Consider the following 15,375-nt stretch of genomic DNA (forward strand, 5'->3'; position numbering starts at 1 on the left):
CCTTCAGGCTGTTTCAGCGTCCGCGAACACGGCAGCCTTGCCAGTCAGCAGTGCATACACCTCGGCGAGGAAATCCAGCGGCAAGTCCTCCTTGCGCAACTGGAACTGCAACTCGGCGTTGACAGGATTGCCTGCCACGGTGTGCTGCACCATCGCACGGCAATGCGCATGCGGGCCGTCAAATTGCAGGTAGGCGCCCAGCAGTGCCTGGTTATCGCCCAGGCCCAGCAACTGGCGCATGGGCGGCAAGGCGTGCTCGAACGGGAATTCGCCGCCCGCGAACGTCAGGTCCGTGTTGTCCAGCGCGTTCTTGTTGGCGTCGCGCGCTTCCCTGGTCAGGAACGAGGCGATGGTGGCGCGCAGCGCGCGGTTGCTCCAGTCCAGCGCCAGCGCGGCGATACGGTGGTAGGTGGCGTTGGCGCCGGTGCTCGATTCAATGATTTTGGCGTATGCCATGGAGTTTCTCCTGATGTGAATGTAGAAAATGGACGACGAATCCACTGGCCAGCGGATTCGTCATGCAGTGCGTTTAAACGGGATACCGGGTGCGATGCCGGTTATTGCGTGAGGTACCAGGCCGCGCTTGGATGGTCGTACTGCAAGGTGACAGGCGTGTTGGCCGCCAGCGTGCCCGGTGCGCCCACAAAGGAGGCGCCGGTGCTGGACCAGGTCACACCGGTGCGCGCAGTGGACGACATGATGGTGTGCATCTGGCCATCGATGGCAGCCGATGCGGCCGGGAAAGTCAGAGCCAGGCTCGCGCCGGCGCTGCCCGTCAGATAGATGCGCTGATGTGCCACCGTCCAGGACGTCAATCCATTGGCGGCGCTCACCACCTTGGAGCGGCAACGGATCAACTCCGTCGAAGTCAACTCGCCAGTAATCACCGTTGCTTTTGCCGTCAAGGTCAACGTGCCCTGGCCCGTTGTACTACTGCCGCCGCCCGCAATAATCCTGGCGTCATAATCCAGTGTCGATCCGCTGGAACGGAAGTCGATGAACGGCGTGTTGGCGGCAACTGCACTGCCCAGTTCAATCCCAGCGTTACTCTGCGTCAGCATCAACGCACCGCCGGTGATCGTTACCCCGCCTGTCGTCGTCAAAGATCCATCCACCTTCAAGGCGCTGGCGCCATCGTCAACCGGCGTACCACCGATATACCAGCGGCCGCTGGTGAATACTTTGCCGCGCATCGTACCGCCATCAGTGATCGCCAGCCCACCATTGAAATACAGGGTTGGTGTAGCGTCATAGGCGCTTCCGGCGCCAAAGATGCCGGACCAGTTCCCGATCCCGGCACGGGGGACGCCAGTCGTGTAAGTCAGCAGGGATGAACCGCCGCCATTTCCGGAATTACCGCCGTTGACCTGATGGATGATTTGTCCGGTGCCGGTACCGGTAGTCGCGTTACCGGCCACGGTCAGGCCGTTGTGGAAGGTGGCAAGACCGGACGCGGCAGAAATTGTCATGGCCGTCCGGCTATTCACCAGGTCGTACACGTAATAATCGCGTGCGCCAACAGAACCGCCGATACCCGCGACCCACCGCTGGACACCAGAATCATCCACAGAGCGGAATTGGCCTCCGCCGACACCAGAGCTGCCAGCAAGGAAATAGTACTTGGTCGACACCACATTACTATTAACCGAGACATCCCCGTTCACAGTCAGCGGAGATTGGATACCCACGCCAGCCGTGTTGACGGTAATGCGCTGGCTGCCGCCTTTCTCAAAAATGACCACGTCATTCACTGAGCCATTACCGATCAATTGCAAGCCATCCGCTGCAAAGTAGCCAACCTGTGCCTGGTTTGCCGCGCCCCCGGCCACGCCGGCGCCACTGACAAAACGCGCCTTGCTCGACGATTGCACCGCACCAGCACCTTTTGCTGCAATGATGAAATCAATGTCAGTGCTTGCGCCGCTGACGTTCAAGGTCGGCGAACTACCCGCCGCTGCGCCAGTGACGTTGAAGAAGTTCACCGCAGTATCGCCGGAGCGCGTAATGCGGAACTGTTCGCCTGCGGCGCCGGCAGTTGCCCCGAATGAAACAGTGCCAGTGTCGTACTTTGCCACGATGACGCTGCGATTATTCACTGCGTCGTACAAGAAGAAGTCCTTGGCGGCGGCGGCGCCTGAAATCCCTGTCGTCCAGCGCGTCACCCCCGAATCATCGACCGAAGTAAATTGCCCGCCCTGCCCGGCAGTTGCATTACCTGCCAGGAAAGTTCTTTTTGACGTAACGGCAAGGCCGTTACAGGTGATATTGTCGGACGTGGTGAGCCACCCGGTAACGGATGTATTTCGCCCTACCGACAAATCCCGGTTGATCGACAGATCTCCGTTATCGCCAAAGTTAAACAAATCCGTCGTGACGGAACCCACCCGGCGCGCGAACCGCCACCCGTAGCCGGTACCGTCCCCGAGATAGAACCGGTAATAAGGGTATTCATACGAAAGCGTGCCGTTCTGCGATGGCCCCAGTGTGGCCGCGCCGGTGATCACCAGTCCACGCGGGATTCCTACACGCGCATTCGCATCCACCACCATGGCGGCAGATCCCGCACCATTGAATACCGTGACGTCCGCCGACGTCCCCTGGCCGATCAGTTGAAGGCCATCGGTGCCGGAGTAACCGATTTGCGCCTGGCTCGCCGCACCGCCAGCCACACCGGAGCCCGCTGTATAAATACCTTTCCGGGTGTTGTTGGTAATGCTGCCCATAATGATCTGCCCGGAACCTTTTGCATTCAATTGCAGATCAAGGTTTGCGCTACCGGTACCGTCCACGCTCAGCACGCCGCCGGTCGCAGCTGTACCACCTGTGACCGTCAGATAGTTGACTGCGGACGCTGTATGGTTAATGCGCGCCTGCGACGTAAACGCGGCTCCGCCCGTCGTCAGGAAAATACTGCCCGTGCCATTGGCATTCAGCGACAAGCCCACATTCGCCTCACCGCGCGCCGCCAGCGATGGTGGAATATTTGCCGCGCCCCCGGCCACCTGCGCCCAGTTTGCGGTGGCCGCCGCCGAACCCTGGATGCACAACTGGGTCGCTGTGCCGCCATTCGAACGGAACCAGAAATTGCCGCTGCCGTTGGCGCTGAAATCGATACCCGTATGGGGTTCGCCGATACCGGATAGACGCGGGTAATTGCCGGTGGTGTTGCCGGTGACGTTCAGGTAGGTTGCCGCTCCCGCCGTATGCGAAACCAGGAACTGCCGTTCACCACCCGCGCCGCCGCCCGTATGGAAGTCAATGTTGCCAGCCCCCTTCGCGTAAAAAGCAATCGGCACTGCCACATCACCGCCGACCGCTTCCGCGATCAGTCCGCCTCCGGCAGCCGACCCGCGCAAATTCCACGAATTGACAGCCGCAGGCACATTCGTAATCGACAATTGCGTACCGCCACCAGTGCGGAATACATGGCTGCCACCGCCCTTCGTGGTGTAATTGATCTGCACGTCGGGATCGGATAGCCCCTGGGCTGCAATCCCAACCGCGTTGCCGGCTGCCCCTCCGGTGACATCCAGCCAGTTCGTGGCATTGGCAGTGTGGGCCACGCGCATCTGCCGCGCCCCCGTACCGGCAATGTACGAGTTGGTGTAGAAATTAATGTGCTCCGCGCCTTTGGAGCCGATGTTCGTCGCAATCGCAGCATCAGCCCCCTCCGCTTCATAAATCACACCATTGCCTGCGGTCCCGCCCCGCACCCGCGCATAATTGACCGTGGCGCCAATATTTGCCACCACCATTTGGGTGCCGCCACCGGTTGCAAATTGCAGCACGCCTGAATTGCCCGTGCCCAGCTTCGCGCCGTAGTTGTTACCAGGAGGATTGAACTCCAGGTAGCCCTGCGACGTATTATCCGTGCGTGCCTGCATGCGGGTGCCGATGCCCGTCCAGTCGCTGCCGGCAGTGTGGCGATACGACAGCACGTCGATGCTGTTCTGGTTCCCCTGCGAGTTGGCGGCGCTGATCATCAGCGACGCGCCCGCCAATGTTTCAACACCGGTGCCTGCCGCGGAAATATCGAGCTTGCTGACACCGCCCAGTGCATCGTTCAGCGTGTTGTGCAAGGTCAGCGTAGTGGCCGTCGGCGCATTGACGAAGAACCAGCGATCGGTGGCCGACGTGCCGCCCGCATTGATACCGTTCTGCGTAGTACGGTAAAACACGCAATCGCCATTGGAGAAATTGTGCGGCGCCGAGGTGGTGATGGTGTCGGTCGACGTATTCACCGACGCGATCGTGACCACCGAAGTGGCCCCGATATTTTGCGCCGCCACCGACAGCCGCGCCGGCGACTGTCCCCAATTGATACCGACGTTGCCACGCCCCTTCGGCTGCAGGTTCAGGCCAACGTTGGCGTCCGCCCCCCGTGCAAACAGGGTCGGCGTCTGCCCCGCCGCCGCACCGCTGAACGCGCTGTAGTTGACGGCGCCGGTGGCCTTGTCCGCGCGCAGGCTTTCCGCGCCAGGTGCGCCGCCCAGCGATACATTGCCCGTCACGACGGCGTCGCCGTAGGCCTGCAGCAGGCTGCTGCCGTTGTCCGTGCCGCCGATATGGATGCGGCCGCCGGTCTGCTTGATGCTGCTGTAATACTGCGATGCGCTGGCCGCGTAGCCGGCCGCCTCGGCGGCTTTGGCCGAGGCTGTTGCCGCGCTGGCGGCGCTGGCGGCGGCCAGGTCTTGCGCATCGCCAGCCATTTGGTTGAGTTTCGGGATGTAGTCTTTTTGCCCGATATAGAACATGTCGCTCATCAGATTTCCTCTATCTCGCAGGGAGCTGCGTAAGTGCTGTATTGAGGGATGGTGACGGCCGCCATGGCCGCCAGCTTGCCGTACACCTGGTGCGCCTGTTCCAGCTCCGGGTCATCCGACTCGGGGAACAGGCTGAAAAACATGGGACGCGACAGGCCATTGCTGCGCATCAGCCGCCAGAGCGTGGCGCGGTCGGCCGATTCCAGGCTGCCCATGCTGAGCGCAATGCGGTTGCTGCGCGGCCCGCGCTCGGTGCGCAGCTCGCCCGCGTCCGTGCGGGTTTGCGTGCTGCTGTCCTGCGGCGTGGCGCTGGCGCCATAGTCCGCGTTCACCGCCGGCGACCAATAACCGCCTGCCACCAGCCGCGCCGCTTCCACATAGCCGGCCGGATTGTCCGGGTCGGCGATGTCGATGACGACCTTGCGCGCCCACAGGCGTGGCGTCCAGACGCAGCCGTAAGCGCCGCCGCCATAGGCATAGGCATTGACGCCGGGCAGCATGCCGCCATCGTCCCCCAGCACATGGGAATAGGCGTTCATGCCCAGCGGCAGCACGCCCCAGTCCCACATGCCCAGCGACGAATAGGCGCACGCCGCCACCGGCCCGGTGTCGAACAGGGGCACGGCGTCGGTTGGTTCCGCATACGCGCGCACCCGCAAGGTGGCGCCTGCCGTCAAATTGCAGAACGGCAGCGCCACGCAACCGGTCTGCTCCGGCCGGTCCCAGGTCGCCGTCAGCGTGGCGGACGGCGACGCCGCGCGCCACACGCTGGCTTTGGTATCGGACTGCAAACGGTCAACGGCCAGCAAACCGGCCGTGCTCGATGCAGCCAGCACGGCCCGGTCGGCCGCGTTGTCATACACGATTCTGAGATTTGCCATTGTGATGTTTCTCCTTGATCAAACCCGATGCGTTCATTCCAGCCTCGCCCTGGTGCGCTGCTCGTAGGCGCTGCCGCGCGCAGCCGCCCCCACGCCGTCTGCAACGGTCTGGGCGGCGCGTGCATTGGCGTCGTACGTGCTGTTGATAATGTCGCCGGTCTGGCGCTGCTGGTCGGCGCGCAGGGCCCGCAGTTCGCCGGCCTGCGCTTCCATCGTGGCGCGCATGGCCTGGCCATCGGCCCGCAGCGCCTTGATTTCCGTGACCAGCGATGCCATGCCCTGTGTCCCCATGGCGCTGTAGTCCAGCACCGGCACACCGTCTTCCGGCACCGGCCCGCCTTGGAAGCTCCGGGCACGGGACAAGCTATGCTGGTCCGCATACTCGTCGCTGGCGGCCATGGCCGCTGCGATTTGCGCGGCGGTGGCGCCCGCTTCCAGCCGATCCACCCAATAGGCCAGGCCCGCCTTGTCGCTGGCGCGGCCCAGCATGGACTGATACAACGCTTCCACGGTGGCCGACTGCGGCGTGGTGGCGGCTTCCGTTGCCAACGCGGCCTGCAGGTTGCGGATGGCATCGGCCACGCTGAGCACGCCGTTACGGATTTCCAGCAAACCTTGCACTTGCTGGTTCAGCGCATCGAGGCTGGCCTGTTCCTTGTCGATCCCCGCTTCGGCCCACTGCGCCATCTCCTCGGCCTGGCGCAACACGCGCATGAAGTCGGCCTGGTACACGTTGTCGGAAGCATTGACCGTGCGCGACGCCTCCAGGAAGGCCTGTGCCGTGCCCGTCAGCTTCGACTGCGCATCCGCATCGCCGGTGCGCGCTTGCGCCAGTGTTTTCTCGTACTGGGCTTGCGCTTCCTGGTACTTCTGCAGTGGTGTCAGCGGCGACTGGTCGCCCAGCAGCAAGCCATCGCGGAAACTCCGCAAGTTGCGGGCCAGCGACGCCAGCTTGTCGATGGTGGCCTGGATCGCATTCCGTTCGCCGTCATAGGCGGCGGTCAGCTTTTCACGCGCCGTCCTGGCGTCTTGCGCGGCCTTGTCCGCCGCCGCTTTACCGGCGGCGGTGGCATCGGCCGCCGCTTTCGCTTCGGCCTGCAATTGCCCGCGCCGTTCGTACAACCGCAATGTCGTGGCGTCCATGCCCTGGACTTCCCTGGCGCGCTGTTCAGCCAGCGGCAAGGCCGCCTTTTCCAGCTCGTCGACCTGGCGCTTGAAGTCCTGGTTGATATCGGCCAGCACCTTGGCGGCTTTGGCCGCCTCAACCTGGTCAAACACGTCGTGGTTGCTGCCGTCAATTTCGCTGCGGCGCAGCTTCAGCAACGCGTCCGGGCTCATCGCATCCCGTTCAAGCTGTCTGAGCTCGTCCATCAGTCCCTTGCGCTGCTCCGCGATTTCCGTCATCGACTGCACGGCATTGGCGGTGTCCTCGATTACTGGATGCACTTTGGCGAAGGCTTCCTGCAGTTTCATCAAGCCCGCATACTGGCGCGCGCCCGCTTCCGTGGTCAGGTCCAGCGCCAGCACCTGGTCCTTGAACGCATCGCGCGTCGTGATGCCAGACAGGCCCAGCGCCGCCATCTGTTCGCTCACATACTTCGTGACCGGCGCCAGGCGCTCCGCTTCGCTCAGGTAATTTTCCGCAAAGCTGCCGGCCTGCTTCGCCATCTCATCGATGCCGCCCGCCAGTTCAATCAGGCGTTCACGCGCTGCGATACCGGCCAGGCCGCTGGCGCCGAACGTCATGCCGATGCCGTGCAATACCGAGTCGAGCGCCGCCGAATTCGACGCCAGCCTGGTCAGCGTTTCGCCCAGCCCTTCGCCGACGCGCTGGAACTGTGCGGCTTGCGGGAACAGTTCCGCCGTAACCTTGTCGAAGGCCACGCTGAGGCCGGCGGACAAGGCATCCACCAGGTCCTGACCCTTGAGTTCGCGGGTGCTGACGGAAAAATCAACCAAGGACTGGCTGACGGTATGGGCCAGTTGTTCGCCATCCGCGCCCAGCTTGACGCCGGCTTCCACCAGCAAGGACGACATCTGGCCAAACAGCAGCGTGAATGGTTTGAGCGCCGCGTCTTCCAGCGCCCTGGTGTTGGTGATCTTCCACTCCTTGTTGCTGTGGAACCAGCCGCCGTCGCTGCGCTTGACCACATCTTCATACTGCTCGGCCTTGCCCACGCCATTGCCCAGTTGTCCCAGCGCCCCGCTGAAACGGATGCCGCTATCGGTAATGGTGGTGCTGGTATCGGCGCCAAAGAATGACTTGGTCACCACGTTCGACGTGCCGAACGCGCTGCCGCTGGTCACACCCGCAGTCTGGAACAAGCCCTTGGCCGCGCCGCCCAGCGCCGATTCGATACCTTTCAGCGCCGCCAGCATCGCGCCCTGGTAGTTCAATTCCAGGCCGGAATTCTTTTCCACGATTTCCAGCGATTTCGCGATCGATTCGGATTTCGCGCTGTCGTCGCCCAGCACCGTGCCGGTGCCCTGTTTTTTCTGGCGGTCCTCGAACGTGGTGGCGGCAGCGCCGCCGCCACCGCTCATGCCGGGCGCGCCCAATGCCGCCATGAAGGCAAGAATCGCTGCGGCGCCTGCGAAGCCCCACGGGCCCAGAAATTCAAATGCCTTGGCAACCCCGGCCACCGTCGACGCAGCGGCTCTCTCCGTCGAATTGGCCACGCTGGTTTGAGCCGCCGCGGTATCAACGGCGGCATTGTTCATGATCGCGCCGGTTTCCAGCGCCTTGCCGGTCACCGTTGCCAGTGTGGTCGCTTCCGTCGCAGCCAGGCGCTTGATCATGGATTGGGCGACCAGCGCCATTTCAAACGCATGAAATGCTTTTTCCGCCGTTTGCAGCGCCTTGTAGCCGGCACTGTTTTCCTTGAAAAAGCCTTTGGCCGCGCCGGCCAGGCCGGCATAACCGCCGACACGCTGGCGCAAGCCCTTTTCTTCGATGGCCTGCAACGCCCTGGACCGTTCACCATCGTCCTGGTACGCCTTGGCGGCCTTGGCGCGCGCCTCTTCGATGTCCTTTTGCTGGTCGCCGTACGATTCCAGCTGAACCAGCAGCGTGCCCAGCGCCGCGCCGGCGCCGCCGAATGCGGATTTGAGGGCGTCGCCGAAGGCCGACGCTTTGTCCGGTTCAAGGAATTTCGTCAATTCCTCGTTAGCCTTATCGCTTTCAGTTGCAAGCTGAATGGTTTTTAATCCTTCCAGCGCATTCCGTTTTTCGTTCAGCGCATCAATTTCCTGATGGCTCAACTTGCGGTCTTCTAGCCGCAGTTGTATTTCCTGGATCGACCGGGCGCTGACTTCAGACGCAAGCAAACCGCGTAATGCACGCTCGGCTTCCAGCGCCTTCACTTTTTCTGCAATCGCGGTGGTTTCCTCGGCAATTTTCTTCGCGGCCTCGCCCTCCGCCCCCTCCGCCGGAGGCGCAGCTGAAGCTGGTGCTGCGGCCACGGGTACAGCAAGTGCCGGAGCCGCCGCCAGGATTGGCGCTTTGGGCGGCAGCGGCAGCGGCTGAGGCATGCGGGGAACGACGGCGGTTGCCGTTTTTACAGGATCGATCCCTTTCTTCCCGGTGCCCGACGGCTGCGAGGTATTGGCCTGATTGGGTTGCTTCATCCAATCGCCGCTCCACATGTCCTTGTTTGCTTTGAACGCGGCATCCAGGCTTGCGCCGATGTCGTTGACATACTCCGTGCCGATCCGCTGAGCCATCCGGCCCCGGTCGGCAAGACTGCCGCCGCCAGCGAACAACTCCCCCAATACGGCAAAGGCAGCGCCAAAGGTTTTGCCAACGATGGAAAACACTTGGGCCACCGTCGCGCCAACCGTGCACAGGACTTTCAGGGCGCCTGCAAGCCCCTGCACCATGATGTGCATCTGGCCGCCATTCTGCATGGAGTCGCTGAAAGCGCCTGACAAGTATTCCAGCATAGGCAATAGCTGAACACCCACGCTCATTGCAGCGCCCTGCATCCCCTTGGCCAGGAGGTCCAGATGTTCGTTAAATTCACCTGCCTTCTTGGCCACGCCGTCACCGATAACCAGTTCCAGCGCCGCGGCCTTTTCATGCATCTCCTTGAGTCCCTTGGCGCCCTCGTCCAGCACAGGAATCATAGCCGCGCCCTGCGCACCGAAGATCTGCACGGCAAGCGACGTTCTTTCCGCGCTGTTCCCCATGGTTTTGAACGCGTCGGCCACGTCCGCCAGCACCGCCTCGTTGGAACGCAAGCTGCCATCAGCGTTCTTGGTATCGATATGCAGCGCCTTCAGGCCGGCATTGCCGTTGGTGATCGCGCCGGACAAACCCACCATGGTTTTTTCCAGGTCTTGCGCACTGCCTCCGCCCAGCTCGAACGCGAGCTGCAGTCCCGCCGCGGACTCCGTGGCCATGCCGATTTTCTTGGCCAGGTTGCCCAGGTCATCCGCCGCGTCGATACCCGACTTGACCCATTTGCCCAGCGCCATGGCCGCATCGATCACCAGGGCGAATTCACTGAATGCCGCCTTGGCGCTGCCGACCGCTTTGTTAATACGGGCCATCCGCCCGGTGATTACCTCTTCCGCTTTTTCCAGTTGCTGCTGTATCTGGACTATCTGCGCAACCTGGATGATCTGCGTATTGAACGTCATCTCCATTCCGCCAGCGAGCATGTCTACCTCCTAAAAAAAAATCCCCCGCACAGGCGGGGGTCAGTCAAGCGCATCGTCAATTGCGCTGTCCAGGTCCGGAGCGCGGTACAGCTGGCCGTATGGCGGCTTGCAACCGGAGTCCGTGGCCTTGTGCGCCTGCGCCAGGTATTCCTGGGACAGCCGGCGCAGCAGTTGCACTTCCCACGGCTGCAGTTGCACGTCCATGTTGTGCTGCCAGGCGCGGATTTCGCCTTGCGTGACGGGCCCTTCGCCCATGCCAAGCGCAAGCGTAGGACCGATTTCCCACAGGATGTCGGCGAGATAACCGGCAGCGCCGGGGGACGGCATCTGCGGTTCCACGCCATCTTTGCGGTAGCGGGCCAGGCGCGTCATGCCCGGTCCCGCCTTGCGTTGTTCCGCATGCACGGGCGCCGCACCCAGCCACGCGCATTGACGGACATACAGGATTACTTCGCTGGCGATGGCTTCGTAAAATTTGCCCAGTCGCCGATATGTTTGTTGACCTGCTCGGCGACGAAGCCGATTTCGGCATCGCCATACACGGCCAGGAACAGCGCTTCGCCGGCGAGGCCGGCATATTCCACGTTGTCCAGCGACTGCGTGCACGCGGCCAGGAATTCCGCGGTTTCGCGCGCCTGCTCGTCAGGCGAAACGTCAGTCTTGCCCTTCTTTTTCAGGCGCTCGATCATGCGGTTCGAATTGGCCACCTGGGCTTTCTTGTATTCCTTCGAACCCGGGCCATACAGCACGGCCGTCATCGGACGGTTCAGGTCCGGCTGGCCGGCTGCGTCGTCGGCATACATCAGCATGTCTTCAGCGTCGCGCAGGTGCAGGGTCGAAGTCGGGGAAACGGCGTGTTTACGGATGTCGGTCATGATGATTGCTTTCTTCAATGAGTAATAAAAAAGGCCGGCTTGCGCCGGCCGCATGGCAGTCGGCGGCGTTTATGCGGCGGCCGCGTGCAGGGTGTCGGTCTGGCGCAGCAGGGTGATGACACCGGTAACGGTGTCATCGATGGCGCCGTTTTCTTCAACGAATTTCGATACCTGCGCGGTGAAGTAACGGATCGCGCCGTTCTGCTTGATCACCTTGAACGATGGCACGCTGTAATCCTTGCTGGCCGCCGCCACCAGCACCTGGCCCGCGTCGTCCTCATCCCAGCCCACGGTGATTTCCGTGTTGCCCAGCTTGTAGCTGGCTTTCTTTTCGATTTGCTGGGCGCGATCGATCGGCGCGTGCGTGGACGTGTTGTATTCACGGCCGGTTACCGAACCCATGTTGGTGACTTCACCAATGCGTGTCCACGTCAATGCGGCAAAGCCAGCCACGGTTTGGCTGGCGGGTGCCGCGGCGCTGATCCAGATGGAAGTACCGGCTACGGTGCTTACGGTTTCAATGGTCATGTCGATTCCCTTTTCAAAAAATAAAAAAGGCCCGTACGCCAGGGCGTAACGGGCCGGATGAGTGCGCTTAACGTTCACGCCCAACGCGCCGGATGGCGAATAAAAAAAGCCCCGGGGCGCATCACGCGCCACGGGGCTTGGTCTGACGTCCGGTCGGGACGCCGCTTGAATATAACGGACGAAAAAAAACCCGCTTTAGCGGGCTTCGGATGCAATTACTGCGATGATGACTCAATCCTACCTGAGCTGTAACATGCCGTCAAGCAGCCAATGCATTTTTTTTGCAACATCATTCGCGGATGTCGGTGGCATCCTGTTCATCGAGTAAACCACTTTCCGCCAGGATAAACGTACCGATGCAGGCGGCGGCAATGCGCACGCCCTGCCCGGCCCAGTTGCGTAACGCGGCGGGCGCCTCGCTGATTTCGCCGGTCGCCTACCAAAGATGGCAATCCTGCCAGTGTCGCGCCGGTGAGTTGCCCTGTAAAGTCACATCCAGGCACTCACCACAAGGAAACCGCCATGTACGAAAAAACACTGGTCGCCGGCTGGGGCGATATGGATTTCAATTCCCACATGCGCAACACCGCGTATCTGGACAAGTCGGCCGACGTCCGCATGATGTATTTCGCCGAGTGCGGCTTCCCCATGGCGGAATTCATGCGGCTGAAACTGGGCCCGGTCGTGATGCGCGACGAAGTGGACTATTTCCGTGAATGCCATTTGCTCGATGACATCACCGTGACGTTCGCGATGGCCGGCTTGTCGGACGATGCCAGCCGCATGTTGCTGCGCAATGAATTCTTCCGCAAAGGTGTGCTGTGCGCCCGCGTCACGTCGATGGCCGGCTGGTTCGACCTGGCCAACCGCAAGCTGACCGTACCACCGGACAACCTGGCCACACCGCTGCGCGAGCTGGCGCGGACCGACGATTTCAAGGTCTTGCCCGGCAGCGCGCGCGCAACCGGCTGATCATTCAGGGGGATATGCGAGGTATATGCGGCGGGCGCCCTGCGCAAAATGCACCTTTCAGGCAAAATGTCCTGATTGATATCAACCCGGAGCCCCGCCCCATGATTTACGAAATCGCTGAAATCCAGATCAAACCGGACACCCACGCCGCCTTCGAGGCCGCCGTCAAGGAAGCCATTCCCCTGTTCCAGCGCGCCAAGGGTTGCGAAGCCATGCGCCTGGAACGCATCATCGAGCGCCCTGACACGTACCACCTGGTGATCCAGTGGACCACCTTGGAAAACCACACGGTGGACTTCCGCGGCAGCGACGATTTCCAGTCCTGGCGCGGCCTGGTCGGTGGCTTTTTCGCGCAGCCACCGAAAGTCGAACACACTGAAACCGTCCTGACCGGCTTCTAAGCATGGTGCCGGGCCTTCAGGCCGGGCATCATCAATCCAGGCACGCCACTGCGCCGTGCGCCGGCCGGCGCGTGGCGCAGGCACAATGGGTCATCCCCGCAATGGAGCCGCCGCGATGACCACCACTGTTTACCGCAATTTCATGAGCGTAGCGGAGGCCGAGGCCGCCCGCAGCGCCCTGCTCAATGCCGGCTTTCCGCCCGCCGCCGTCCACCTGACGCCGCACAAGGCACCCGCCGCCAACACCACCGTCAGCACGGTGGAAAACATCATGAATTCCCTGACGCCGGACAGCGCCGACAATACCGACGAGCCGCGCCCGAAACCGGTCGCGTTGCTGGCCGTGGACGTGCTGGACGACGAACAGCGCGAACAGGCCGACGGCATCATGCAGCGTCATAACGCCATCGACGCCTGACTCAGGACGCCGTATGGCTGAATACTTGCCGCAGGTATGCCAGGAAGGTTTGATCCTGGCACATGGTCTTGCCCGGCGCATCGGATAATTTCGCCACCGACTGGCCATTGCAGCGCACCAGCTTCATGACGATATTCAGCGGTGCCACGCCGGTGTCGTTCGTAAGGTTGGTGCCAATGCCAAAGCCGGTCACGATGCGGCCGGCAAAATGGCGGTACAGCGACAGCGCGTTCGGCAAATCAAGGCCATCGGAAAACACCAGGCGCTTGGTATGGGCATCGATGCGCAGCGCCGCATAATGGGCCAGCGCCTTTTCTCCCCACACCACGGGGTCGCCAGAATCGTGGCGCAAACCATCGAACAGCTTGGCGAAATACAGGTCGAAGTCGCTCAGGAACGCATCCATGCCAACCACGTCGGTCAGCGCGATGCCCAGGTCGCCCCGGTATTCCTGCACCCAGTCTTCCAGCGCGGCCTTTTGAAAATCGCGCAGGCGCACGCCAAACGACTGGAACGATTGCAGGTATTCATGCGCCATGGTCCCGATCGGCACCATACCGATACGGCGCGCGATGTGCACATTGGACGTGCCCTTGAAGTAGCGTGGCGCGCTCGCCAGCAGGGTATCGACCACTTCATCGTGCCAGGCGGAGGAAAAGCGGCGGCGCAGGCCGAAGTCGGAAAATTCAAACGGGTGGCGGCGCGGCGCTTCATCGCCGAAGGCATGGAGCTGTGCGATTTTGTCCGCCAGCCGGGCCCGTCCTTCCACCATCGCGGCCGCCTGGTCGACGCGGCGGAAATACAGTTCATTGACGATGTACAGCACGAAGATTTCAAAACCCATCACGTGCACTTGCGGACCGGCGGCGCGGATGTGCAAAGTGGCGCCATCGGTGGCGACCGTGATGAATTTACGCTGGAAACGGAAGACCGTCAGAAAGTCGATGAAGTCGCTTTTCATGAAGCGCAGGCCGCGCAGGTACGCGAGTTCATCTTCCTGGAACGATAGCGAGCACAGGTGATCAAGCTGGCGCCCGACCTCCACCGCCAGTTCGGCCAGGGGAAATTGCGGCATGTTGCGGCACACGAATTCATATTCCGCATGTGCGCCGGGATGCTTGTGCAACAGCGCCTGCCACATGGTGAATTTATATAAATCCGTTTCCAGCAGGCTGCGGACAACTGGGGAGAACTGCGGCATGAAGCGGCTCCGGGAGGCAAAGCCGCATCATACCCCGTCGTGCTTACGCGGCGACCAGTTCGTCGATGGTGCTGCGGCTTTTTGCCAGGGTATCGGCCAGCGCCTGCTCGCCCATGGCCACGCCTTCGGCTTGCACGAACTGCACGTCGCTCATGCCGAGGAAGCCCAGCACGGCGCGCAGGTAGCTGGCCAGGTGGTCGAAGGCGGCGGCGGGACCGGCGCTGTAGACACCGCCGCTGGCCGTGAACACGATGACTTTCTTGCCGGTCAGCAGGCCAACCGGGCCGTTTTCACCGTATTTAAACGTCACGCCGGCGCGCGCCACATGATCGATCCACGCCTTCAAACCCGAGCTGACGGAAAAGTTGTACATCGGCGCACCGATCACCACCACGTCCGCCGCCTGCAATTCCGCCACCAGCGTGTCGGAGGTTTTCACGACGAACGCTTGTTCCGCGTTGCGCTGCTCGGCCGGGGTGAAGAACGCGCCCATCATTTGCTCGGTCAGGTGCGGCACCGGGTTGGTTGCCAGGTCGCGCTCGACGATGGTGTCGGCTGGATTCGCGGCTTGCCATTTGGCGATGAATTCTTTTGATAATTGACGCGACAGCGAACCGGAACTACGCACGCTGCTGTTGATGTAGAGAACGTTTGCCATGATGCTGCCTCCTTGG

General features: G+C 62.1%; 12 protein-coding genes. 3 read left to right on the plus strand and 9 right to left on the minus strand.

The window, feature by feature from the left end:
* Positions 1–3 precede the first annotated feature (3 nt).
* The 7 genes from AC1RRC_RS08895 to AC1RRC_RS08925 form a co-directional block, all read right to left on the minus strand.
* A complete protein-coding gene (locus AC1RRC_RS08895; protein WP_493054927.1) occupies positions 4–456 on the minus strand; it encodes a hypothetical protein in 453 nt (150 codons plus the stop codon).
* Positions 457–557: 101 nt separating this feature from the next.
* Positions 558–4,763 carry a beta strand repeat-containing protein gene (locus AC1RRC_RS08900; RefSeq protein WP_493054928.1) on the minus strand — a complete coding sequence of 1,402 codons (4,206 nt, stop codon included), beginning with the start codon at positions 4,761–4,763 and terminating at the stop codon, positions 558–560.
* Entirely contained in the window at positions 4,763–5,644 is an 882-nt protein-coding gene (locus AC1RRC_RS08905) for a hypothetical protein (protein WP_493054929.1), read from the minus strand. The genes AC1RRC_RS08900 and AC1RRC_RS08905 overlap by 1 nt, the downstream gene beginning before the upstream one ends.
* Positions 5,645–5,677: 33 nt before the next feature.
* Entirely contained in the window at positions 5,678–10,306 is a 4,629-nt protein-coding gene (locus tag AC1RRC_RS08910) for a DUF4214 domain-containing protein (protein ID WP_493054930.1), read from the minus strand.
* 39 nt (positions 10,307–10,345) lie between these two features.
* Positions 10,346–10,711, minus strand: a complete 366-nt coding sequence (locus AC1RRC_RS08915) for a hypothetical protein (protein ID WP_493054931.1) — start codon at positions 10,709–10,711, stop codon at positions 10,346–10,348.
* 41 nt (positions 10,712–10,752) lie between these two features.
* Positions 10,753–11,181: a hypothetical protein gene (locus AC1RRC_RS08920; protein ID WP_493054932.1), complete on the minus strand. Its 429-nt coding sequence runs from the start codon at positions 11,179–11,181 to the stop codon at positions 10,753–10,755.
* 69 nt (positions 11,182–11,250) lie between these two features.
* Complete coding sequence (locus tag AC1RRC_RS08925; protein ID WP_493054933.1) at positions 11,251–11,709, minus strand: hypothetical protein; 459 nt, start codon at positions 11,707–11,709, stop codon at positions 11,251–11,253.
* Between the two features lie 522 nt (positions 11,710–12,231).
* On the opposite strand from AC1RRC_RS08925, the gene AC1RRC_RS08930 reads away from it, so the two are divergent.
* The 3 genes from AC1RRC_RS08930 to AC1RRC_RS08940 all read left to right on the plus strand — a co-directional run bounded on the left by AC1RRC_RS08930 (position 12,232) and on the right by AC1RRC_RS08940 (position 13,500).
* Complete coding sequence (locus AC1RRC_RS08930; RefSeq protein ID WP_493054934.1) at positions 12,232–12,681, plus strand: thioesterase family protein; 450 nt, start codon at positions 12,232–12,234, stop codon at positions 12,679–12,681.
* Between the two features lie 101 nt (positions 12,682–12,782).
* Positions 12,783–13,082, plus strand: coding sequence for an antibiotic biosynthesis monooxygenase family protein (locus AC1RRC_RS08935; RefSeq protein ID WP_493054935.1), 300 nt, complete (start codon positions 12,783–12,785; stop codon positions 13,080–13,082).
* 115 nt (positions 13,083–13,197) lie between these two features.
* Positions 13,198–13,500 (plus strand): hypothetical protein, encoded by a 303-nt coding sequence (locus AC1RRC_RS08940; protein WP_493054936.1) that lies wholly within the window; start codon positions 13,198–13,200, stop codon positions 13,498–13,500.
* Between the two features lies 1 nt (position 13,501).
* On the opposite strand, the gene pncB is transcribed toward AC1RRC_RS08940, so the two are convergent.
* Together pncB and AC1RRC_RS08950 are read right to left on the minus strand one after the other, a co-directional pair.
* Complete coding sequence (pncB, locus tag AC1RRC_RS08945; protein ID WP_493054937.1) at positions 13,502–14,701, minus strand: nicotinate phosphoribosyltransferase; 1,200 nt, start codon at positions 14,699–14,701, stop codon at positions 13,502–13,504.
* Between the two features lie 43 nt (positions 14,702–14,744).
* Positions 14,745–15,359, minus strand: coding sequence for an FMN-dependent NADH-azoreductase (locus AC1RRC_RS08950; protein WP_493054938.1), 615 nt, complete (start codon positions 15,357–15,359; stop codon positions 14,745–14,747).
* Between the last annotated feature and the right edge of the window lie 16 nt (positions 15,360–15,375).

Source organism: Pseudoduganella sp. GW821-FHT12E03 (genome assembly GCF_058807115.1).

Bases quoted from the DNA above. Each gene is read 5' to 3' on its own strand.
- AC1RRC_RS08950 (WP_493054938.1), bottom strand. From the start codon at position 15,359: ATGGCAAACGTTCTCTACATCAACAGCAGCGTGCGTAGTTCCGGTTCG.
- AC1RRC_RS08900 (WP_493054928.1), bottom strand. From the start codon at position 4,763: ATGAGCGACATGTTCTATATCGGGCAAAAAGACTACATCCCGAAACTC.
- AC1RRC_RS08910 (WP_493054930.1), bottom strand. From the start codon at position 10,306: ATGCTCGCTGGCGGAATGGAGATGACGTTCAATACGCAGATCATCCAG.
- AC1RRC_RS08895 (WP_493054927.1), bottom strand. From the start codon at position 456: ATGGCATACGCCAAAATCATTGAATCGAGCACCGGCGCCAACGCCACC.
- AC1RRC_RS08940 (WP_493054936.1), top strand. From the start codon at position 13,198: ATGACCACCACTGTTTACCGCAATTTCATGAGCGTAGCGGAGGCCGAG.
- AC1RRC_RS08920 (WP_493054932.1), bottom strand. From the start codon at position 11,181: ATGACCGACATCCGTAAACACGCCGTTTCCCCGACTTCGACCCTGCAC.
- AC1RRC_RS08935 (WP_493054935.1), top strand. From the start codon at position 12,783: ATGATTTACGAAATCGCTGAAATCCAGATCAAACCGGACACCCACGCC.
- AC1RRC_RS08905 (WP_493054929.1), bottom strand. From the start codon at position 5,644: ATGGCAAATCTCAGAATCGTGTATGACAACGCGGCCGACCGGGCCGTG.
- AC1RRC_RS08930 (WP_493054934.1), top strand. From the start codon at position 12,232: ATGTACGAAAAAACACTGGTCGCCGGCTGGGGCGATATGGATTTCAAT.
- pncB (WP_493054937.1), bottom strand. From the start codon at position 14,701: ATGCCGCAGTTCTCCCCAGTTGTCCGCAGCCTGCTGGAAACGGATTTA.
- AC1RRC_RS08925 (WP_493054933.1), bottom strand. From the start codon at position 11,709: ATGACCATTGAAACCGTAAGCACCGTAGCCGGTACTTCCATCTGGATC.